Raw genomic sequence first — 22,528 nt, 5'->3', positions numbered from 1 at the left:
TTGCACGCACTGCAGCTTCTCAGCACTGTCACGGTCGCTTGAGGGCACGCCCCCAGCGGACCCCCACGTACCGTCTTCTCAGGAGCCTTCTCCGCTGTCCGGCCGCTCGTGCCGCTCAGCCCGACCCGCCTCATCAGCCCGACCCACCCGGAGCATCCCCGTGGACGTCTCACTGACCACCTGGCTCATCACGATCGCCGTCACCATCGCGTTCTTCGTGTTCGAGTTCTTCACCCACGTGCGCAAGCCGCACGAGCCGACGATCGGCGAGTCCGCCCGCTGGTCGGCGTTCTACATCGGTCTCGCGCTGCTGTTCGGCGTCGGCATCGGCTTCGTCAGCGGCTGGGGCTTCGGCGGCGAGTACTTCGCCGGCTACCTCACCGAGAAGGCGTTGTCGATCGACAACCTGTTCGTCTTCCTGCTGATCATGACCGGGTTCGCCGTGCCGCGCATGTACCAGCAGAAGGTGCTGATGATCGGCATCGTCATCGCGCTGATCATGCGTGCGGGCTTCATCGCCGCCGGCGCCGCCCTGATCGAGAACTTCTCGTGGGTCTTCTACCTCTTCGGCGCCCTGCTCTTCGTGCTGGCCTACCAGCAGATCAAGGGCGACCACGGCGGCAACGCGGCCGACAACGCCTTCGTCAAGATCGCCCGCCGCGTGCTGCCCGTCGACGACGAGTTCCACGAGGACAAGTTCACGGTCAAGAAGGGCGGCAAGCGCTTCGTCACGCCGCTGCTGCTCTGCGTCATCGCGATCGGCTTCGTCGACCTGGTGTTCGCCCTCGACTCGATCCCCGCGATCTACGGGCTCACCAACGAGGCCTACATCGTCTTCACCGCCAACGCCTTCGCCCTGATGGGGCTGCGCCAGCTGTACTTCCTGATCGGTGGACTGCTCGAGCGTCTCGTCTACCTGTCGCAGGGTCTCGCGATCATCCTCGCGTTCATCGGCGTGAAGCTCGTCTTCCACGCCCTGCACGTCAACGAGGTGCCGTTCATCAACGGCGGCGAACCGCTGCTCTGGGTGCCCGAGATCCCGATCTGGTTCTCGCTGCTGTTCATCGGCGCCACCATCACGGTCGCCACGATCGCCAGCCTCGCCAAGACCCGCGGCGACGCCCAGAAGGCCAAGCGCGACGAGATCGACGGCGAGAAGGTCACGGTCGCCAAGGACTCGGACGACCCGACCCGCCACTAGGCGGCGGCTCGAACAGCACCGCGTCTCGTGCACCGCACCGCGACTGGTCGGGGTGCGCTGCACGAGACGCGGTGTGGGGTGTCACCCGCGAGCGCGCGGCACCAGGCGCTCGAGCTGGGTGACGTGCCGGGGCTCGAGTTCGTCGAGGGAGTTGACCCCGAGCAGACGCATCGTGCGGGCGATCTCGACCGACAGGATCTCGATCGCCCGGTCGACGCCCTCGCGTCCGCCGGCCATCAGCCCGTACAGGTAGGCCCGGCCGATCAGGGTGAACCGGGCCCCGAGCGCGACCGCGGCGACGATGTCGGCACCCGACATGATGCCCGTGTCGAGATGGACCTCGGTGTCGGCGCCGACCTCCTTCACGACGTCGGGCAGCAGGTGGAACGGGATCGGCGCCCGGTCGAGTTGACGCCCGCCGTGGTTCGACAGGATGAGCGCGTCGACGCCGAGATCGGTCACGCGGCGGGCGTCGTCGACGGTCTGCACGCCCTTGACGACGAGCTTGCCCGGCCACTGTGATTTGATCCAGGCCAGGTCGTCGTAGGTGACCGTCGGGTCGAACATGGTGTTCAGCAGCTCGGCGACCGTGCCCGACCAGCGGTCGAGCGACGCGAACGCGAGCGGCTCGGTCGTGAGGAAGTCCACCCACCACCACGGCCGGGGCAACGCGTCGATGATCGTCTTCGGCGTCAGCGAGGGCGGGATCGTCATGCCGTTGCGCGAATCCCGGAGGCGCGCCCCCGCGACCGGGACGTCCACCGTCACCAGCAGCGTGTCGAACCCGGCCTTCGCCGCCCGGTCGACCAGCGCCATCGATCGGTCGCGGTCCTTCCACATGTACAGCTGGAACCAGTTCCGGCCCCCGGGTGCGGCGGCCGCGACGTCCTCGACGCTCGCCGTGCCCATCGTCGACAGGCTGAACGGGATGCCCGCGGCGGCGGCCGCGGCGGCACCCGCCTTCTCGCCCTCGGTCTGCATCATGCGGGTGAAGCCGGTCGGTGCGATCCCGAACGGCTGCTCGACCCGCCTCCCGAGCACGTCCCACCCGGTGTCCACCGTCGCGACGTCGTGCAGGATCGCCGGGTTGAACTGCACGTCGCGGAACGCCTGTCGTGCGCGTCGCAGCGAGATCTCGGCCTCGGCGCTGCCGTCGGTGTAGTCGAACGCCGCCGTGGGCGTCCGCCGCTTCGCGATGCGCCGGAGGTCCTCGATCGTCAGCGCCTCGCGGAGGCGCTTCGCCTTGAGGTCGAAGGTGGGCTTCTTGAACTGCATGAGCGGCGCGAGGTCGTGGAACTTCGGCAGGCGGCGGTCGACCATGGGGACGGTCCTTCCGGGTCGGTGGGGAGGGAGGAGATCAGGAGGCGCGGGCGGCGGCCGAGGACGCTCCCGACCGCGGGCGGTACGTCACGGGGGCGGACGAAGCGGCCACGAGCGCGCGGAGCGACTCGAGGGAGGACGAGCGGTCGACGAGACCGGCGGCCCGCGCCTGGACGAGTACGTTGCCGAGGGCGGTCGCCTCGACGGGACCGGCGAGCACGGTGCGGCCGGTGCGGTCGGCGGTCAGCTGGCAGAGCAGCTCGTTCTGCGACCCGCCCCCGACGACGTGCACGGTGCGGACCGTGCGGCCCGAGAGCCGCTCGGCGTCCCGGAGGGTCGCCGCGTAGGCCGCCGCGAGAGACTCGAGGATGCTCCGCACCGTCTCGGCCCGGCCCCGCGGGGGCGCGACGTCGTGCTCGACGCACCACGTCTCGATGCGTGCGGGCATGTCGCCGGGCGGCGTGAAGCGGGTGTCGGTGGCGTCGAAGACCGGGACGGGCCGGGTGACGGCGGCCGCCTCGGCGAGGAGGGCGGCGAGGTCGCTGCTACGCTCGGCGGCCGAGGTCCCCGAGCGGCTCCAGGCACGCATCGACTCGCTGAGCAGCCAGAGGCCCGAGACGTTCTTGAGGAAGCGCACGCGGCCGTCGACGCCGCCCTCGTTCGTGAAGCCGGCAGCCCGCACCTCGTCGCCGAGGAGGGGCGACGGCAGCTCGAGACCGACGAGCGACCACGTGCCGCTCGAGACGTAGGCGGCGTCGTCGCCCGCGAGCGGCACGGCGACCACGGCCGAGGCGGTGTCGTGCGAGCCGACGGCCGTGACCCCGAGGGAGGCCGGCGCCCCGATCGCCGCGGCGACCGAGGGCAACAGCGCCCCGAGTGAGGCACCCGGGTCGACGAGGGGTGCGAACAGGTCGGTCGCGAGGCCGAGACGACCGAGCAGCTCGACGTCCCACTCCCCCGTCACGGGCGAGAGCAGCCCCGTCGTCGACGCGTTCGTGCGCTCGGTGACGGCGGTGCCGGTGAGCCACCACGAAACGAGGTCGGGCACGAGCAGGGCCCGATCGGCGGGCTCGAGCACCCCGGCGGCGCGGTCGGCCGCGAGCTGGAAGACCGTGTTGAACGGCAGGTGCTGCAGACCCGTGCGGGCGAAGAGCGCGGCGGGCGGCACGACGGCGTGCACGGCCTCCACGCCGGCCGCCGACCGCTCGTCCCGGTAGTGGTAGGGGGCGCCGAGCAGGCGTCCGTCGCGGAGCAGGCCGTAGTCGACCGCCCACGAGTCGACGCCGACCGAGGCCGTACCGGGTTCGTCGCGGAGTGCCTGCGCGAGCCCCGCGGTGACCGACCGCCAGAGCCCCGTGACGTCCCAGTGCAGACCGACCCGGCCCGCGCCTCCGGCACTCGTGCCCTGACCGACGGGCCGTCCCTCGGGCAGCGTGACCGGCTCGTTCGCGAAGCGGGCGACGTGCTGCAGCCGCACGCTGTCGCGGTCGACGTGGCCGAGCACGACGCGCCCGCTCGTCGCGCCGAGGTCGACCGCGGCGACGACGCCACCCGCGACCGGCCTGGCGGGCCTCATCGCAGACGAGTTCATCGCAGACGCGTTCATCGCAGGAAGGCCGCGGCGACCCCCGCGTCGACCGGCACGTGCAGCCCGGTCGTGTGCGAGAAGTCGCTCGTGCAGATCGCGTAGACGGCGGCGGCGACGTTCTCGGGCACGACCTCGCGCTTGAGGATGGTGCGCTGGGCGTAGAACGCACCCAGATCCTTCTCGTCGACGCCATAGGTCGCCGCACGGTTGGCGCCCCACCCGCTGGCGAAGATGCCCGAGCCGCGCACGACCCCGTCGGGGTTGATGCCGTTCACGCGGATGCCGTGCTCGCCGAGCTCGGCTGCGAGCAACCTGACCTGGTGGGCCTGGTCGGCCTTCGTGGCGCTGTAGGCGATGTTGTTCGGCCCGGCGAAGACCGAGTTCTTCGACGAGATGTAGACGATGTCGCCGCCGAGGCCCTGATCGACGAGCACCCGCGCGGCGTTCTTCGCGACGAGGAACGAGCCCTTCGCCATGACGTCGTGCTGCAGGTCCCAGTCGGCCTCGGTCGTCTCGAACAGCGACTTCGACAGGCTGAGCCCGGCGTTGTTGACCACCAGGTCGAGCCCGCCGAACGCGAGCAGCACCTCGTCGATCGACGCTTTGACCGCGGCCTCGTCGCTGACGTCGGCCGCGACGCCGCGGGCCACGTCGGGGCCGCCGATCTCGGCGGCGGCGGCCTGCGCCGCAGCGAGGTCGAGGTCGGCGACGACGACGCACGCCCCTTCGGCGGCGAGGCGGGTGGCGATGGCCTTGCCGATGCCCGACGCCGCGCCCGTGACCAGCGCGACACGCGTCGCGAGGGGCTTCGGCGCGGGCATCCGCTGCAGCTTCGCCTCTTCGAGGGCCCAGTACTCGATGCGGAACTTCTCGGCCTCGTCGATCGGCGCATAGCTCGAGACGCCCTCGGCGCCGCGCATCACGTTGATCGCGTTGACGTAGAACTCGCCGGCCACGCGGGCGGTCTGGGCGTCCTTGCCGTACGAGAACATGCCGACGCCGGGCACCAGCACGATGAGCGGATCGGCCCCGCGGATGGCCGGGCTGTCGGCCGTCGCGTGGCGGTCGTAGTAGGCCTGGTAGTCGAGGCGGTACCGCTCGTGCAGTTCGCGCAGTCGGACGATCGACTCGTCGATGCCGGCATCGGCGGGCAGGTCGAGCAGCAGCGGCGTGACCTTCGTGCGCAGGAAGTGGTCGGGGCAGCTGGTGCCGAGGGCGGCCAGGCGAGGGTGCTCGGCGCTGGACAGGAAGTCGAGCACCTCGGCACTGTCGGTGAACGAGCCGACCTGGGGCTTGTCGGTCGAGACGAGCCCGCGCAGCACGGGGGCCAGTGCCGCCGCCTTCGCCCGGCGTTCGGCCTGCGGCAACGCGGTGTAGCCGTCGAGCTCGGGGCCGAACGGTTCGGGCCGCGAGTGCCGGTCGAGATGGGCCTGCGCGGTCTCGATGATCCACAGCGAGTTGCGCTCGGCTTCGTCGCTCGTGTCGCCCCACGCGGTGATGCCGTGACCGCCCAGGATGGTGCCCCGCGCCTCCGGGTGGGCTGCCTTGACGGCGGCGATGTCGGCGCCGAGCTGCCAGCCCGGCCGACGCCACGGCACCCAGACGACGGCACCGCCGAAGATCTCGGCGGTCAGGCGCTCGCCGTCGGCGGCGGTCGCGATCGCGATGCCGGCGTCGGGGTGCAGGTGGTCGACGTGGGCCGCGTCGACCAGCCCGTGCATGGCCGTGTCGATCGAGGGTGCCGCGCCGCCCTTGCCGTGCAGGGCGTAGTCGAAGGCGGCCACCATCTCGTCCTCGTGCTCGACCCCGCGGTACACGGTCGCGAGGCCGCGCAGCCGGTCGAGGCGCAGCACCGCGAGACCCGGCTCGGTCAACGTGCCGAGGTCGCCGCCGCTGCCCTTGACCCAGAGCAGCTCGACCGGCTCGCCCGTCGCCGGGTCGGTCGCGGTGCCCTTGGCCGAGGTGTTGCCGCCCGCGTAGTTGGTGTTGACCGGGTCGGCACCGAGGCGGTTGCTGCGTGCGATCAGGTCGGCGGGGGTGGTGGTGCTCGTGGTGGTCATCACTCGTTCTCTCTGGGACGTCGGTGGTCGGTGCGGGGTGCGGCGGCTCAGGTCCAGCTGAGCTGCTTGCCGCCGACGCGCTCGGCGGCGAGGCGTTCGGGCGTGCCGCTCGCGAGGTAGGCGGCCATCGGGTCGCGGGGCAGGCCGCGCGACTCGCGCCAGTCGGCGAGGGCCGGGCGGACGTCGGTGTAGAACGCGTCCATCAGCACGGCGTTCGCGCCGAGCACGTCGTGGGAGGCACGGGCGGAGTCGAGCGCCGGACGGTCGACGAGCAGGGCGCGCGCCGTCATCTCTTGCACGTTCAGGACGCTGCGGATCTGGCCGGGGATCTTGTCCTCGACGTTGTGGCACTGGTCGAGCATGAACTGCACCGGCGAGCCGACGTCGAGTCCGCCGCCGTCGACGACCTCGAACAGGATGCGGAACAGCTGGAACGGGTCGGCCGCCCCGACGATCAGGTCGTCGTCGGCGTAGAAGCGAGAGTTGAAGTCGAACGAGCCGAGCTTGCCGAGGCGCAGCAGCTGCATGACGATGAACTCGATGTTGGTGCCCGGGGCGTGGTGGCCGGTGTCGAGGCAGGTCAGCGCCCGGTCGCCGAGGGCGCTCACCTGGGCGTAGCTCGTGCCCCAGTCGGGCACGTCGGTGTGGTAGAACGCCGGCTCGAAGAACTTGTACTCGAGCACGAGCCGCTGCTCGTCGCCGAGGCCGGCGTAGATCTCGGCGAGCGACTCGGCCAGGTGGTCCTGCCGCTGGCGCAGGCTGTCCTGCCCGGGGTAGTTCGTGCCGTCGGCGAGCCAGATCTTGAGGTCGCGCGAGCCCGTCTCGTGCATGATCTCGAGGCAGCGCAGGTGGTGGTCGACCGCCTTGCGGCGGACGGCCGCGTCGCTGTGCGCCAGGCTGCCGAACTTGTAGGCGTCGTCCTGGAACGTGTTGGAGTTCACCGTGCCGAGCGAGACGCCGAGCCCGGCCGCGTACGAGCGCAGGGCGCCGAAGTCGTCGACCTCGTCCCACGGGATGTGCAGCGCCACGCTCGGTGCCAGGCCGGTGTACTCGTGCACGCGGGCGGCGTCGGCGATCTTCTCCTCGGGCGTGCGCGGGGTGCCCGGCGTGCCGAACACCTTGAACCGCGTGCCCGAGTTGCCGAAGGCCCAGCTGGGCAGCTCGATGGCCTGGCGCTCGAGCGTCGGGGCGATGGACTCGAAGGTGGTCATGATGCTTCTTCCGTCGTGGTGGTGTGCGTGTGCGGGGTGCGGTAGCGGCCACCGCCGGCGAGACCGAGTTGGGCCTCGAGGTTGAAGACCTGCGTCAGCAGCTCGAAGCCCTCGTCGGGCGGGGTGCCGTCGAGCGAGGAGAAGAACTCGGCCATCGAGGCCTGCCAGCGGGCGTTGACGTCGGTGCGGGCCATGGCGGCCTGGGCGGAGTCGAGCGAGAGCGCCTCGACGTAGCCGACCAGCAGCCCGTCGGGTGAGGCGAAGAGCGAGTACGAGTGCCACCCACTGTCGTGCAACGCCTGCAGCATCTCGGGCCAGACCTCGGCGTGACGTCGCGCGTACTCGGTCAGGCGGTCCGGAGACACCTGCAGGCGGAAGGCGTAGCGCTCGTGGCCGTCGGCGGTCATGCCGGCTTCTCCGTCGGTCCGAGGCTGCGGGCGAACCCGTCGGCGTCGTCGAACGGAGCCGAGACGTGCCGGTGATCGATGCCGAGCAGAGAGGCGGCCGCGGCGACCTCGCGGGCGACGTGCCCGACGCAGAGCCCCCAGTGGTGCCCGATGCCGGTGCGCGACCACTGGTCGACCCACTCACCGGGGTCGCCGCCGAAGTCGACGCGCGAGGTCGTGTTGCCGATCGCGAGCAAGGGTCCGGGGACGACCTCGCCCTCGCTCGTGACGAAGGACAGCGCCCCGTCGCGGTCCTGCCCGAGGCCGAACGTCGTGACGGGCCCCGGTTGCACGTCGAACTCGACGCTGACCCCGTAGCCGCGCTTGCCGTGGAAGACGCCGAGACCGCGGAGGATCGGCCGCGACGACGAGATCGCGAGGTGCGCCGGACCGTCGTGCCCCATCTCGACCACGTCGTCGTCGAAGTTGATCGCCTGGATCTCGGTGAACGAGCCGCCGACCCCGAGGGCCTGCGCCGCGAGCATGGCGACCGACGTGCGGAGTTCGTACTCCCCCACCGCGGGCAGCCCGCGGGCGTTGAGCAGGGAGGCCCCGAGGATCATCCCGGCCCCGAGCCGCTCGTGCTGCTCGCCCTCGAGCCCCCGGTGGTAGTAGGCGAGCGAGTCGAGGTCGAAGTCGGCCACCAGCCGGTCGAGCCCGACCGAGACGCGGGCGCCCCAGTCGAAGTCCTCCTGGTCGACCGACGCGTCGACCTCGAACACCTCGCGCGCCAGGCCGACCCGCTCGCGCACCTCGGCGTCGGTGACCGCGTCGACCCGTACCCGCAGGTCGTCGAACTCGAGGACCTCGACGTGCGAGCCGAAATGCGTGGAGAGCAGGGTCAGGTCGGTCGAGACGTCGAGCATGCCCGGGTACAGGTGGCCCATCAGGCCGTGTCGCGCCTCCCGCAGCCGGGCGCGGACGCCGGCGGCGTGCACCCAGCGCTCGATCCGGGCCCAGGCTCGTTCGCTGCGCAGGTGTCCGGTCACCGAGCGGAACTCGATGCCGGCCCGGCGGAACACGTTGGCGACCTCGGGCACCGGGCACTGACCGCAGTAGGCCAGCCAGAGGCCCGTGTCGAAGCGGTCGTGGTCCATCTTCTCGCTCGGCTGCAGGTCGATCGCGAGCACGGGCACACCGGTCCGCTGCGCGATCGGCAACACCATGGACGAGGTCAGGTAGGTGGTGAGGAAGACGACGATCAGGTCGCAGTCGGCCGTGCGCAGCGTGTCGGCCGCGACCCGCGCCTCCTGGGCGTCCGAGATGAATCCGGTGTCGACCACCTCGGCGTCGAGGCCGCCGAAGCGGTCGACGACGTAGCGGGTGGATTCCTGCAACTGGGGCAGCAGCCCGGGGAACTGCGGCCAGTAGGTGCCGAGCCCGCCGGCCACCAGACCCACGCGCGTGCGACGGCGGCGGAAGGGGGGCAGCAGGTCGCCGACCGGCGAGGCGGTGGTGCTCATGGGTGATCGCTCCGATGCGACGGCGCCGAGGAGGCGCGGGTCCGGTGTCGAGGGAGGGTGCCCGGAGGCGGCGGGTCGGGTGGTGACCCCGCCGCCCCGGTCACCGATGACGACTAGAAGTCGTAGTCGTCGATGTTGTCGGCGGTGAACTCGGTCGGCGGTCCGACGATCACGATGCCGTCGGCGCCGACGGTGCGCTCGCCGAGGTCGCCCGCGGTGAACGTGTCACCCTCTTCGCCGGTGATGGTGCCGTCGACGAGTGCCTGTCCGGCGTAGGCCGCGACCTCGCCGAGCTGGGCAGGGTCCCACAGGGCGAACGCCGTGACGGTGCCGTCCTTGACGAACTCGCGCATCTCGTTGGGCAGGCCGAGGCCGGTCAGGGCGACCTTGCCCTTGTACTCGGACGTCGACAGGTAGCGGGCCGTGGCGGCGATGCCGACCGTGGTGGGCGAGATGATGCCCTTCAGGTCGGGGTTGGCCTGCAGCAGGCCCTGCGCCTCCTGGAAGGACTTGGCGTCGTCGTCGTCGCCGTACACGGTGCTCACGATGGTGATGCCCGCGTAGTCGGGGTTGGTGTCGACCTCTTCCTGGATGTACTTGATCCACTCGTTCTGGTTCGTGGCGTTCGCCGTCGCGGAGAGGATCGCGATGTCGCCCTGTCCGCCGATCTGTTCGCTCATCTGACGGATCTGGATGAGGGCGACGTCCTTGGCCTCGACCTGGCTGACGAACACGTCGCGGTAGTCGGGGTTGGTGTCGGAGTCGAACGCGACGATCTTCGCCCCACCGTCACGCGCCTCCTTCAGGGCCGGCCCGACCGCGTCGGGGTCGTTCGCCGCGATGACGATCACGTTCGTGCCCTGCTGCGTCAGCGTGTTGAGGAAGGTCACCTGCGACGAAGCACTGGCCTCGAGCGGACCGACGACGCTGTAGTCGTAGCCGATCGCCTTCGAGGCCTCCTCGCCGCCGCCGAGCACGACGTCGGTGTACGGGTTGTTGAGCTGCTTCGGCACGAACGCGATCGACTCGGTGCCGCCCGAGCCGGAGCCCGAGCTCGCGTCGTCGCTGCCGGCCGTCAGGGCGCAGCCCGAGGCGACGAGCGTGACGGTGGCGAGGGCGGCGACGGTGGCGGCGGCGCGCCTCAGGGTGCGGCCGCGGGGGAAGGTGGGGAACTCCATCGTTCTGTCCTTTGCTGTGGGTGGGAATCGGGTGGCGGTGGGCGGGAGGGAACGGTCAGGAGTGCGCGGCCGAGGCCGCCAGCACGTCCCTGGCTGCTCGTCGCGCCCGGGATCTCTCCCGGGCGACGGCGATCAGGCTCGGGGTGACGACGCTGCCGACGAGCAGCAGACCGGTCACCACGTTGAGGACGACGTCGCTGATGCCGCCGAGCCGCAGCGCGTAGCTGATGCTCGAGATGATCAGCACGCCGGCGACGACGCCCGGGATCGACCCGCGCCCGCCGAAGATCGAGACGCCGCCGAGCAGCACCGCGGCGATGACGGCCAGCTCGATGCCGGTGGCGTTGTCGCTGCGGGCGCTCGAGTAGCGCAGCGTCCAGTAGATGCCGACCAGGGCCGAGACGACGCCGGTGGCGACGAACATCCAGAACTTGGCCCGACCGACGTGGACTCCGACGAAGCTCGCGGCCTCGGTGCTGAAACCGATCGCGGGCAGGGCCCGGCCGAACGAGCTCTTGTGCAGCAGCACCCCGAAGAACACGATGATCGCGAGCACGCCGACCATGACCGTGGGGATGCCCGTGCCGCCGAGCTTCGACGTGAAGAACGACGTGAGGGCGGGCGGGAAGTTCGCGACCGCGTTGTCGCCGATCACCACGAGGGCGAGACCGCGGTAGAGCGCCAGGGTGCCGATCGTCACCGCCAGGCTCGGCAGCCCCACCGTGGTGACGAGGGCACCGTTGACGGCACCGCACACCACGCCGATCAGCACGCAGACGACGAAGATCTCGGGGATGCCCCAGCCCGCGGCCCAGAGCACGCCCATCACGGCACTGGTCAAGCCCGCCGTGCTGGCCACCGAGAGGTCGATCTCGCCGGTGATGATCACGAGGGCCATCGGCATCGCGATCATCAGGATCGGGATCGCGTCGAGCAGCAGGAACCCCGTGGTCTGCACGCTGGCGAACCGCGGCACCGTCAGGGCGCAGACCAGCAGCGTCGCGAGCAGCGCGTAGACCATGATCGCGCCGCGACCGGTCAGCAGCCGACGCCGGCGCAGCACCTTCTCGGCCGCCGACTCGGTGTCTCGCGCACCCGAGGGCGGACGCGACGAGGAGGCGCGGGTGGCGTCGACGGCGGGAGCCCCCGTCACCGCGGCGGTCGTGGTGGTGGTCCGGTCAGGCATTGGTGGCCTCGCTCGTGCGCAGTCGTCGGGCGGTGCGGATCGAGGCGATCCGTTCGACGAGGATGGCGGTCAGGATGAGGATGCCGACGATGGCCTGCTGCCAGAACTTGTCGACGCCCAGGGCGGTGAGGCTGCTCGTGATGGTCGTCAGCAGCACGGCGCCGATCGCCGCACCGACGACGCTGCCCGAGCCGCCGAAGATCGCGATGCCGCCGACGACGGCCGCCGCGACGATGTCGAGTTCGAGGCCCGTACCGGTCGTCGCCCCCACCGAGTTGAAGCGCGAGGCGTAGAGCACGCCCGCCAGTCCGGTCAGCGTGCCGTTCAGCACGAAGGCCGTCAGCACGCGCTTGCTCACCTTGATGCCGAACAGGCGGGCAGCCTGGTCGTCGGAGCCGATCGCGTAGAGGTCGCGGCCGGGGCGGGTGCGAGCCAGGAAGATCGCGACGAGCACGACGACGACCACGGCGATGATCGTGATGATCGGGATGCCCAGCACCGTGTCGACCGACAGACGACCGAAGGCCGCGGGGCGGTCGCCGGCGAAGTACTGCTGCCCGCCGGCCCAGGCGTTGTTGAGGCCGCGGTAGATGTAGAGCATGCCGAGGGTGATCACCAGCGAGGGCACCCGCGCCACCGTCACCAGGAACCCGTTGACGGCCCCGAGCAGGGCACCGATCGCGAGCCCGATGAGGAACACGAACACGAGGGGGATGCCCGGCGCGGCGTTGAACACCGTGCCCGTGGCGAAGGCCACGAGACCGAGGATCGAGCCGACCGAGAGGTCGATGTTGTTCGTGATGATGACGGTGCCGAGACCGACGGCCATGATCACCGTGATCGTCGCGTTGAGCATGAGGTCTTTCACGCCCTGCGGCGACACGAACAGCGGGTTGGCGATCGTCGTGACGATCACCAGCACGATCAGGGCCGAGGCGACGGGCACCTCGCGCTGCTTGACCAACGACGCGAACGGGCTGCGGCCCGTCGTGGGGGCGAGGGCGTGGGACGTGGTCATCGGGCGGCCTCCGTGGTCGGGGTCGGGGTGGCGGTGCCGGTCGGGATGGCGGTGCCGGTCGGGTCGGCGGTGCCGGTCGGGGCGTGCTCGGTCAGGTCGGTCGCACCCGAACCGGTGGCCGCGTGCATCACGCGCTCGGCGGTGGCCTCCGCCCGGTCGAGCGTCGCGGTGAGGCGGCCCTCGTGCATGACGAGCACGCGATCGGCCATGCCGAGCACCTCGGGCAGCTCGGACGAGATCATCAACACGGCGATGCCACGCCCGGCGAGGTCGCTGATGAGCCGGTGCACCTCGCTCTTCGTGCCGACGTCGATGCCGCGGGTCGGCTCGTCGACGATCAGGAAGGTGGGATCGGTCGCCAGCCATTTGGCCAGCACGACCTTCTGTTGGTTGCCGCCCGACAGGGTCGACACGGGCAACTCTTGGCTGCCGGTCTTCACCTGGAGGCGTGACGACCAGTCGGCCGCCGCCTCGCGCTCGCGGCGGGCACTGACGAGGCCGAACCGGCTGAGGGTCTTGCGCAGGGTGAGAGTCGTGTTGCGGCTGACCGACATGTCCATCACGAGCCCCTGCTTGCGGCGGTCCTCGGGCACGAAACCGATCCCGGCCGTGATCGACGCCATCGGGTCGCGCTTCGGCAGCGGACGCCCTGCGATCGTCACGCTGCCCGCGTCGTAGCGGTCGATGCCGAACACGGCCCGGGCGACCTCGGTCCGGCCCGCGCCGACGAGCCCGGCCAGGCCGACGATCTCGCCTGCCCGCACCTCGAACGAGACGTCGTGGAAGACGCCCTGCCGCGTCAGACCGTCGACGCTGACGACGGTGTCGCCGACCCGCGCATCCTGCTTGGGGAAGAGCTGGTCGACGTCGCGCCCGACCATCGCGCGGACGATCTCGGCGGTCGTGACATCGCCGGTGGCGTGCTCCGAGATGAAGGCGCCGTCGCGCATGACCGTGATGCGGTCGCTCAGGCCGAAGACCTCGTCGAAGCGGTGGGAGATGAACAGGATCGCGCTGCCGCGGTCGCGCAGTGCCCGGGCGACGCCGAACAACCGCTCGACCTCGACCCCGCTCAGAGCGGCCGTCGGCTCGTCCATGATCAGCACCTTGGCGTCGAGCGAGATGGCCTTGGCGATCTCGATGATCTGCTGGTCGGCGATCGAGAGGCCCTCGGCGACGCGGTCGGGGTCGATCGGCACGCCGAGACGCTCGAACAGGGCGCGGGCGTCGGCACGCATGGCGGCCCGGTCGATGAACCCGAAGCGCGAGGTGGGCTGGCGCCCGACGAAGATGTTCTCGGCCACGGTCAGGTCGGGGAAGAGCGTGGGCTCCTGGTAGATGACGCTGACGCCCGCAGCCTTGCTCTCGGCCGGGCTGCGGAACACGATCGGGTGCCCGTCGAAGAGGAAGTCACCACTGTCGGGCTGGTGCACGCCGGCGAGGATCTTGACCATCGTCGACTTGCCCGCGCCGTTCTCGCCGACCAGCGCGTTGATCTCGCCGGCCCGGAGCTGCACGCTGCCGCTGGCCAGGGCGACCACGGCACCGAAGGTCTTCCGTGCCCCGCGCAGTTCGAGGACGGGAGCCGTCGGCGAGAAGCCGGGGGGCGTCGGGTCGATCGTCATCGATCGTTCTCCTCATCGAGAAATGAATCGTTTCAAAGTGGGTCGGGGACGACACTAGGGGCAGGGCCGGACGGCGTCAAGCACCAGTTCCGTCACGGGCGCGTCGCACCCCGACGGCGCTGCCCCGACCCGGCGGCACCGCCCGCCCCGACGGCGCCGCCGCCGCCTAGACTCGGCCCGGTCGGCCCGGTGTCGACCCCCCGGCCGTCGGCCGGCGCGAACGGCCACGATCAGGAGGCGCGGGTGGAGTCGGTCAGCATCCGCGACGTCGCGACGACGGCGGGGGTCTCGGTCGGGACCGTGTCGAACGTGCTGAACCACCCGGCCAAGGTGAGCCCGGCCACCGTCGACCGGGTGCACGCGGCCATCGACCAGCTCGGTTTCGTCCGCAACGACGCCGCCCGCCAGCTGAGAGCCGGCGCCAGCCGCGCCGTCGGGCTGATCATCCTCGACGGCAGCAACCCGTTCTTCAGCGACCTGGCACGGGGCGCCGAGACCGCTGCCGAACAGGCCGGTCGGGTCGTACTGCTCGGCAACAGCGACCAGCAAGGACAGCGCGAGGCGCATTACCTCGACCTGTTCGAGCAGAACCGCGTGCTCGGCATCCTCATCTCACCCGTGGGCGACGTGACCGAACGCCTCGCGAGGTTGCGTCGGCGCGGCACGCCCGCCGTCCTCGTCGACCGGCAGGCAGGGCTGACCCCGTTCTCCTCCGTCTCGGTGGACGACGTGCGAGGGGGACACCTCGCCGTCGAGCACCTCGTCGAGATCGGAAGACGGCGTCTCGCGTTCGTGGGTGGGCCCCTCGGCCTGCAACAGGTCGCGGACCGCCTCGACGGCGCCCGGGCGGCCGCGCGGTCGACGGATGCCGAGGTCACCCTCGAGGTCGTCGAGGTGCCCGGCCTCACCGTCGAACACGGGCGGGCCGCAGCCGCCGAGCTGATGGCGAGGCCCAGGACGGAACGCCCGGACGGCATCTTCGCCGCGAACGACCTCGTGGCGATGGGCGTCCTGCAGTCACTCGTGATGCTCGGCGACCTCCGGGTGCCCGGCGACGTGGCACTGATCGGTTACGACGACATCGACTTCGCCCGGGCCGCCGTCGTGCCCCTGAGCTCCATCCGCCAACCCAGCACCCTCATCGGTCGGACCGCCATGGACATCCTCCAGGACGAGATCGACGACCCGACCCGCGAACCACGCCGCGTCGTCTTCGCGCCCGAGCTGGTGGTCCGGGCGAGCACCGTGCCCGGGTCCCCGCCGACGTCCTGACGGCGGGGCCCGACCTCGACCTCGACGGGTCAGGCCGTGCCGACCTCCTCGGCGACCGGGCAGGTCAGCTCGTGGCGCCCGTGCCCGACCTCGAGAACGGTCCCGTCCGGCAACGAGACCTCCCCGGTGGTCCCCACGGGCAGCGTCACCGTCAGGTGGAACGCCTCGCCCGCCAGTCGCCAGGCCGCCGAGACCTCGCCGTACGGCGAGAGGTGTCGGCCGGACGCGTGCGTGAGCCCCCCGCCCGGGCGTGGAGCGAACCTGACGCGTCGCCACCCGGGCGCCGCGGGCGCGAGGCCTGCGACGGTCGCGTGCATCCAGTCGGCCACGGCACCGAGCGCGTAATGGTTGAAGCTCGTCATCTCTCCGGGATTGACCGTTCCGTCGGGCAGCATGCTGTCCCAGCGCTCCCAGATCGTCGTGCCACCCATGTCCACCGTGTACAGCCACGAGGGGCACGAGCGCTCGAGCACCAGGTCGTAGGCCCGGTCCACGTGCCCCGCCCCGGTCAAGGCCGGAGCCACGACGGGTGTCCCCGCGAAACCCGTGGCGATGCGGTTGCCGGCGGCGGTGACGAGCTCGGCGAGACGGTCGCCGGCCGTCCGGGCATCGTCTCCTCGGACGAGCCCGAACTCGAGGGCGAGGCCGAGGGCAGTCTGCGCATCGCTCGTCGTGCGACCCCGGCCGTCGGTGTAGCGACCGACGAACGCGACCCGCACCTCGTCGGCGACGGTGTCGTAGTGGGTCGCGTCGGCGGTCCTCCCGAGGACCCGTGCGGTCATCGCGAGGTGCCGGGTCGACCAATAGAGATAGGCCGTCGCGACCAGGTGGCGGTCGGTCAGCGCGTCGGCCGGGTCGTCCGGAGGCGCAGCGGGGTCGAGCCAGTCGCCGAGTTGGAAGCCCTCGTCCCAGATCCGGTCCTCACCGGCCCTCGAGACGATCAGGTCGACCCAGGCCTTGGCGGAGTCCCACTGGCGAGCCAGTACCCCCGCGTCGCCGAAGCGCTCGTAGAGGGTCCAGGGCGTCAGCACCGCGGCGTCACCCCAGACGGCCCCCGGCTCGATCGGCTCCCACGAGGGGCCGCCGGGGATGCGCGGCACGAACCAGGGCACCGTGCCGTCGGGAAGCTGGTCGACGGCGAGGTCCTGCAGCCAGGAGCCGAGCATGCCCGAGCAGTCGTACAGGAAGGAGGCGGTGGGCGCGAAGACCTGGATGTCACCCGTCCAGCCGAGTCGTTCGTCCCGCTGGGGACAGTCCGTCGGGATGTCGACGAAGTTGCCCCGGGTGCTCCAGAGCACGTTCTCGTGGAGACGTTCGAGACCGGGGTCGGAACACGAGAACCAGCCCGTCCGCTCCATGTCGGTGTGCAGCACGCGGGCGACCACCGCGGTCGGATCGAACTCACCCGGCCAGCCCTCGATCTCGGCGTATCGGAAGCCGTGGACGGTGAAGCGGGGCTCCCAGGTGACCGGCCCGTCACCGCGCAGCGTGACGACGTCCTCGGCGGCGGCCAGCCGCAGGGTGCGTCGGTAGAGCTCCCCGTCCTGCAGCACCTCGGCGTGACGCAGGGTCACGACCCGACCCGCCTCGCCGTCGACCGTGATGCGGAGTCGACCGACGAGGTTCTGCCCGAAGTCGAGCACGACGGTGCCCCGGGGGGTGATCCGGTGCGCCACGGGGGTCAGCTCGTCGGTGCAGCGCACCGGGGGCTGCTCGGGCGCGACGAGAGTCCGGGGGTCGCGCTCCCCCACGGTCACAGGGGTCCATCCCCGGCCGTCGCCCCCGACGGAGGACCATGCGTCATCGTCGAGGCGGAGGTCGTGGCGCTCACCGTCGTAGAGCCCACTGAACGAGATCGGACTCGCTTGCGCCTCCCACCGGTCGTCCGTCGCGACGACCACGCGCCTTCCGTCGGCGAGTTCGACCTCGAGCTGGGCCAGGAACGCGAGATCGGTCCCGTAGAGGTCGTGGTACCCGCCGTTGAAGCCGAGTCGTCCCCGGTACCAGCCGTCGCCGAGCCACGCCCCGAGGACGTTCTCGCCGGCGACCAGGAGGTCGGTGACGTCGTGGGTGCGGTACCGCAGGCGGCTGCCGTAGGAGGTCCATCCCGGCGAGAGTTCGTCCGAGCCGACCCGTGTGCCGTTCAGTTCGGCCTCGAACACACCGTGGGCCGTGGCGTAGAGCCGGGCCGAGACGACATCGCCGTCGAGCTCGAACGAGCGCCGGACCCGGGCGGGCCGCCGGTCGGTACCCGCCTCCTCGTCCCACGAGCCGCCCACCGGCCGGGCCTGCCAGTCGGACGGTGCCAGGAGGCCGGCCTCGAGGGCCGTCGAGGCGCTCCACGGCGACACCGAGCCATCGGCGCCCGAGACCCGGACGCGCACCTGGACACGCTGCCTCGATGCGAGGTCGGCGAAGGGCCAGGGCACGAGCACCTGATCGCGCGTCGAGATGACGGCCGTGGCCACTCGTCGCGCACCGGACTCGAGGGCGATCTCGACGGACTCCTGTCGCCAGCCGGTCGGCCCGTCGAGCTGCCAGCTCAGACGGGGACGCGGAGTGCCGAGACCCAGGGCCTCACGAGTGTGCTCGACGCGGAGGTCGATGACCGTCGTGCTCATCGTCATCCCTTGACCGCCCCTGCGGTCAGACCCTTCTGCACTTGCTTGTTGAGGAACAGGTAGATCACGAGGATCGCCCCGACGTTGAGGCAGATGGCTGCGAAGAGCGGTCCGTACTGCACCGATCCGAACTGGCCCGTGAAGTTCAGCAGGCCGACCTGCAGCGTGCGGAGCGAACCCGAATTGGTGAAGGTCAGCGCGATCAGAAGGTCGTTCCAGAGCATGAAGAACTGCACCAGCCCGACGGTGAAGAGCGCATTCCGCACCATGGGCAGCCCCACGAGGAAGAACGACCGGATGAGTCCGGCGCCGTCGAGGGTCGCTGCCTCGAAGATCTCGCGGGGGACGGCGCGGAAGAACGTCGCCATGAGGAAGACCGCCAGAGGCAGGCTCGTCGCGGTGTACGTGATGAGCAGCGGCCACAGTGTGCCGGTGAGGCCGAGACGGAAGTACGCCGCGAACAGCGGCAACAGGATCATCTGGGTCGGCACCATGATGCCGGCGAGGAACGTGATGAGGATCGCCCCGCGTCCCTTCCACACGAGGACCTCGAGGGCGAAGCCGGCCATCGAGCCGAAGAGCAGCACGAGCAGCAACGACGGGAAGACCGTCAGGACGGAGTTGAGCGCGTACTGCGCGAAGTTGCCCTGAGTCCACGCGAAGACGTAGTTGTCGAGATTCCATTGCCGGGGCAGGGCCCAGACGGGCTGTTCGAGGAACTCGGTCTGCGTCTTGAACGAGCCGAGCAGCATCCAGACGAGCGGCCCCAGGACGATGACGAGGAGGAACGCCACGAGCACGCCGCTGACGACCTGCCCGAGGCGTCGTCGCGGGGCCCGACGCCGACGCGGTGCGGGACGACGGAGGGGCGTGGCCGCGGGAGGGAGGGAGGTGTCGACTGAGGTCATCGGTCAGTCCTTCGTGAGGTCGCGTCGATTGGCGCGGAAGATGAAGACGGTCACCAGCAGCGACACGATCGTGAGCAGGAACGCGACGGTGCTGCCGTAGCCGTACTGGCCGAAACGGAACGACGTGTCGAACATGTAGATCGTCAGGGGGCTGGTCGACGTGCCCGGGCCGCCGTTGGTGAGGGCGAGGATGCTGTCGAAGACCTTCAAGGTGCCGTTGGCGGAGAAGATCAACGACGAGACGAGCACGGGCAGCGAGAGGGGCAGGACGATCCGACGGACCAGGCCGAAGCCGGACGCGCCGTCGATGCGGGCCGACTCGAAGACCTCTTCCGGGATGTCGAGCAGACCGGCGTAGAGGAGGACGCCGTAGAACCCCATCGACCGCCAGACGTCCATGACGATGATGACGAGGAAGGCCGTCCCTCCGTCCCCGAACCAGTCGACCGATGACAGCCCGACCGCTTCGAGAGCGGTGTTGACGAGACCGTTCTGAGGGGCGATCGCGAACATCTGCTGGAAGAGCAGCGCGACGGCGACGGTTGGCAGGACGACGGGGAAGAAGACCAGCGTGCGGACGGCGCTCGACCATCTCCGCAGCACGAAGACGTAGAGCAGCGACAGCAGGTAGCCGAAGCCGACCTGCAACACGGTCATCAGCACGGCGTACCGGATCGTCACGAGCAGGGCGTCTCGGACGCGCGCGTCGGAGACGAGCCGGACGTAGTTGTCGAACCCGGAGAACGTGAACCCCGTGATGGCGTTGCCGGTGGTGAAGGTGTAACCGAACGAGGCGACGATCGGGACGAGCATGACGACGGAATAGATGAGCAGGGCGGGACCGATGAGGATCAGGGTCGCGCGCCGGTCGCCGAGCAGGGGATTCATGAGTGGCCTTCGGGACGAGGGGCGGATCGGGTCGGGCGCGACGGGACGGGGACGCGGCCGACGCGCCCCCGTTCCGTCGGGACGTCAGCCCAGGTCGCCCTGGACGAGCGTCATGAACTCCTCGGCCGTGATGGCGCCGGTGACGAGCTGCGCCGCGTTCTGCTGGGAGGTGGTCGTCGCCTGCGTGCTGAAGTACGCCTCGAACCACGGGATGGTGGTGTCGGTCGCCGCGATCCGGTCACGGACCTCGGTCGTCAGCGCGTTGCTCGCAGCGTCGCCCGAGACGGTGAAACCCGAGATCCGGCTGCTGTCCTCGAGTGCCACCTGACCGTAGTTCTCGGCGATGCAGGCGATCCACGCCTTGCTGTCGTCGTTCAGCACGCTCGGGTTGACGGTGAACGGCAGACCGACGTTGGCCACGAGCTGGCTGCTGTCCCCGTCGCCGCCGTCGACGTCGGGGAACGGGAGGTAGCCGATGGAGTCCTCGCCGATCTGGTTCGCCGTGTCGTCGGCGAAGTTGCTCAGGACCCAGCTACCCATGTAGAGCATGGGCGAGCTGCCGTTGAGGAACTGGTTGATCGACGTGTCGTAGTCGATCGAGCCGACGCCCTCGCCGAAGTAACCGGAGGCACCGAGGTCGGCGACCTGTTGGGCAGCGGCGACGTATTCGGGGTCGGTGAGCTCGGCGTCGCCGTCGGCGACGGCCTGCAGGGCGTCGGGTCCGAGCTCGCGCTCGATGAGGTTGCCGACCAGGCGGGTCAGCGGCCAGCCCTGCTCGCCACTCGCGGCGAAGGGGGTCAGACCGGCGTCCTGGAAGGTGCCGGCCGCGGCGACGACGTCGTCCCAGCTCTCGGGGACGCCCACACCGTTCTCTGTGAACAGGTCCTTGTTGTACCAGATGCCCTCGATGTTGTACTCGGTCGGCAGTACCAGGAACTCACCGTCGTAGAGCGACTCGACGGTCGACCGCGCGGCGGGCTCGATCGAGTCGGCCACGCCCAGCTCGTCGAAGAGCTCGTCGAAGTGGGCGACGAAGCCGGCGTCGTCGAGCTGCTGGACGAGCTCGTTCGTGTCGACGGCGTACATGACGGGCAGTCCGCCCTGTCCGGCGAGGAGCTGGACCTGCTGGTTCAGGTTGGTCTGCGGAACGGTCTCGACCTTGAGCGGCATGGCCTCGTTCTCCGCCGCGCAGGCGCCGCCGGCGAGAGTCTGAAGCGTTGCAGGGACGACCTCGTTCTCGACATTGCCGAGGACGGTGAACTCGGTGGCGGCCTGACCCGATCCTCCACCGGAACATGCGGCGAGACCAGCGATGGTGAGGCTGGCGACGGCGAAGGCGGCAGCACGGCGTGAGGTGCGGGACATCATTCCTCCTTGAATGGTGAGCGCTTCAAATAGTTGAAGCGCTTCATAATCAACCGAGAGGTTCGCGCTTGTCAACCGCGAGTTCCGTCGAGCCGAGAGCTAAGCTCGACGACACCATGAGCACCTCGTCCCCTCCGTCGTCGCGACGCCCCCCGGTCATGGCGGACGTCGCGCGGCTGGCGGGTGTGTCTCTCGGCACCGTGTCGAACGTGATCAACTCCCCGTCGAGGGTCAAGCCGATCACCCGGCGGCGCGTCGAGGACGCCATCGATTCGCTCGGGTTCGTCCCGAACAGCTCGGCTCGCACCCTCGCGGCCGGACGGGGCACCCTGGTCGGCTTCGTCGCCGTCGACCTGGGCAACTCGTACTTCCTCGACATCGCCCGCGGTGTCGAACGCGAGGCGGATCTCAGCGGCCAGGCCGTCCTGCTGGGCAACTCCGACGTCGACATCGACAAACAGACGGGCTACCTCCACCTCTTCGAACGCGCCCAGGCGGCAGGCATCGTGCTCGCGCCCTTCGACGGCCCGTTGGACGAGGCGCGCAGGCTGCGTCGCCGGGGCCTGCGCGTCGTCTACGTCAACTGGCCCGGCGAGGCCGACGAGAGTTGTGGCGTGGTCGTGGACGAAGTGCTCGGCGGTCGACTCGCGGCGCGACACCTCATCGAGCAAGGACGTCGAGACCTCGCCTTCGTCGGGGGGCCGCTCGACTTGACGGCAGTCAGACACCGGTTCGAGGGCGCCTCCGCGGCCGCCCGTGAGGCCCGGGTCCCCCTTCGACTCCTGCCGACGACGGCGCTCACCGTCCGCGCAGGCCTCGCCGTCGGTGACGACCTGCTCGCGCAGGGTGCCCCACCCAGGCCTGACGGCATCGTCGCCGCGTCCGACGCCCTGGCGTCCGGGATCGTGCAGTCACTTCTGCTCGGTGGCGTGCGAGTACCCGCCGACGTCTCGATCACGGGCTACGACGACAACCACTTCGCGCAGAGCACGGCGATGCCCTTGACGACCGTCGGACAGCCAGGGGTCGAGATGGGCGTCCAGGCGATGCGCCTGCTTCGCGACGAGCTCGAGAACCCGCAGACCCATCATCACGTGTCACGCATCCTGCCGCCCCGACTGATACCCCGCGAGAGCTCCCACCACGGCTGAGCACGACTGCGGCGGAGACGCCCTCGA

At 70.4% G+C, this 22,528-nt stretch carries 17 protein-coding genes; 3 read left to right on the top strand and 14 right to left on the bottom strand.

The window, feature by feature from the left end; genetic code table 11:
- Positions 1–160 precede the first annotated feature (160 nt).
- Positions 161–1,201, top strand: coding sequence for a TerC family protein (locus IFT88_RS04460; RefSeq protein WP_043594751.1), 1,041 nt, complete (start codon positions 161–163; stop codon positions 1,199–1,201).
- Between the two features lie 81 nt (positions 1,202–1,282).
- Here the strand turns inward: IFT88_RS04460 and IFT88_RS04455 are convergent, their stop codons facing one another.
- The 10 genes from IFT88_RS04455 to IFT88_RS04410 form a co-directional block, all read right to left on the bottom strand.
- Positions 1,283–2,521: an alpha-hydroxy acid oxidase gene (locus tag IFT88_RS04455; RefSeq protein WP_043594750.1), complete on the bottom strand. Its 1,239-nt coding sequence runs from the start codon at positions 2,519–2,521 to the stop codon at positions 1,283–1,285.
- A gap of 37 nt (positions 2,522–2,558) precedes the next feature.
- Complete coding sequence (locus IFT88_RS04450; RefSeq protein WP_249408746.1) at positions 2,559–4,097, bottom strand: rhamnulokinase; 1,539 nt, start codon at positions 4,095–4,097, stop codon at positions 2,559–2,561.
- 26 nt (positions 4,098–4,123) lie between these two features.
- Positions 4,124–6,169 (bottom strand): bifunctional rhamnulose-1-phosphate aldolase/short-chain dehydrogenase, encoded by a 2,046-nt coding sequence (locus IFT88_RS04445; protein ID WP_043594748.1) that lies wholly within the window; start codon positions 6,167–6,169, stop codon positions 4,124–4,126.
- A gap of 47 nt (positions 6,170–6,216) precedes the next feature.
- Entirely contained in the window at positions 6,217–7,380 is a 1,164-nt protein-coding gene (gene rhaI, locus IFT88_RS04440) for an L-rhamnose isomerase (protein WP_043594746.1), read from the bottom strand.
- Positions 7,377–7,787, bottom strand: coding sequence for an L-rhamnose mutarotase (locus IFT88_RS04435; protein ID WP_043594745.1), 411 nt, complete (start codon positions 7,785–7,787; stop codon positions 7,377–7,379). The genes rhaI and IFT88_RS04435 overlap by 4 nt, the downstream gene beginning before the upstream one ends.
- Positions 7,784–9,289, bottom strand: coding sequence for an L-fucose/L-arabinose isomerase family protein (locus IFT88_RS04430; RefSeq protein ID WP_082059928.1), 1,506 nt, complete (start codon positions 9,287–9,289; stop codon positions 7,784–7,786). The genes IFT88_RS04435 and IFT88_RS04430 overlap by 4 nt, the downstream gene beginning before the upstream one ends.
- Before the next feature lie 113 nt (positions 9,290–9,402).
- Positions 9,403–10,467, bottom strand: coding sequence for a rhamnose ABC transporter substrate-binding protein (gene rhaS / locus IFT88_RS04425; protein ID WP_043594744.1), 1,065 nt, complete (start codon positions 10,465–10,467; stop codon positions 9,403–9,405).
- 55 nt (positions 10,468–10,522) lie between these two features.
- Positions 10,523–11,653, bottom strand: coding sequence for an ABC transporter permease (locus IFT88_RS04420; protein WP_192119076.1), 1,131 nt, complete (start codon positions 11,651–11,653; stop codon positions 10,523–10,525).
- Positions 11,646–12,671 (bottom strand): ABC transporter permease, encoded by a 1,026-nt coding sequence (locus tag IFT88_RS04415; protein WP_043594742.1) that lies wholly within the window; start codon positions 12,669–12,671, stop codon positions 11,646–11,648. The genes IFT88_RS04420 and IFT88_RS04415 overlap by 8 nt, the downstream gene beginning before the upstream one ends.
- On the bottom strand, positions 12,668–14,296 hold the full coding sequence (locus tag IFT88_RS04410) for a sugar ABC transporter ATP-binding protein (RefSeq protein WP_192119074.1): 1,629 nt from the start codon (positions 14,294–14,296) through the stop codon (positions 12,668–12,670). Before IFT88_RS04410 ends, IFT88_RS04415 begins: the two co-directional genes overlap by 4 nt.
- Positions 14,297–14,539: 243 nt before the next feature.
- Between IFT88_RS04410 and IFT88_RS04405 the strand changes: the two genes are divergently transcribed.
- Complete coding sequence (locus IFT88_RS04405; protein WP_192119072.1) at positions 14,540–15,568, top strand: substrate-binding domain-containing protein; 1,029 nt, start codon at positions 14,540–14,542, stop codon at positions 15,566–15,568.
- A gap of 29 nt (positions 15,569–15,597) precedes the next feature.
- On the opposite strand, the gene IFT88_RS04400 is transcribed toward IFT88_RS04405, so the two are convergent.
- The 4 genes from IFT88_RS04400 to IFT88_RS04385 all read right to left on the bottom strand — a co-directional run bounded on the left by IFT88_RS04400 (position 15,598) and on the right by IFT88_RS04385 (position 21,350).
- Complete coding sequence (locus IFT88_RS04400; protein WP_043594741.1) at positions 15,598–18,189, bottom strand: glycoside hydrolase family 78 protein; 2,592 nt, start codon at positions 18,187–18,189, stop codon at positions 15,598–15,600.
- A gap of 2 nt (positions 18,190–18,191) precedes the next feature.
- Entirely contained in the window at positions 18,192–19,097 is a 906-nt protein-coding gene (locus IFT88_RS04395; protein ID WP_055974396.1) for a carbohydrate ABC transporter permease, read from the bottom strand.
- Positions 19,098–19,100: 3 nt separating this feature from the next.
- Positions 19,101–19,985 (bottom strand): carbohydrate ABC transporter permease, encoded by an 885-nt coding sequence (locus IFT88_RS04390; RefSeq protein WP_043594739.1) that lies wholly within the window; start codon positions 19,983–19,985, stop codon positions 19,101–19,103.
- An 84-nt stretch (positions 19,986–20,069) separates the two neighbouring features.
- Entirely contained in the window at positions 20,070–21,350 is a 1,281-nt protein-coding gene (locus IFT88_RS04385) for an ABC transporter substrate-binding protein (protein WP_249408745.1), read from the bottom strand.
- A gap of 116 nt (positions 21,351–21,466) precedes the next feature.
- Here IFT88_RS04385 and IFT88_RS04380 point away from each other — a divergent pair, with 116 nt between their 5' ends.
- Entirely contained in the window at positions 21,467–22,501 is a 1,035-nt protein-coding gene (locus IFT88_RS04380; RefSeq protein ID WP_192119067.1) for a LacI family DNA-binding transcriptional regulator, read from the top strand.
- The last annotated feature ends 27 nt before the right edge of the window (positions 22,502–22,528 follow it).

The organism is Frigoribacterium sp. CFBP 8751 (assembly GCF_014841545.1).
Lineage (GTDB): Bacteria > Actinomycetota > Actinomycetes > Actinomycetales > Microbacteriaceae > Frigoribacterium.
Note: the sequence above shows the minus strand (reverse complement) of the source record. Positions and strands in the feature narration are given on the sequence as shown.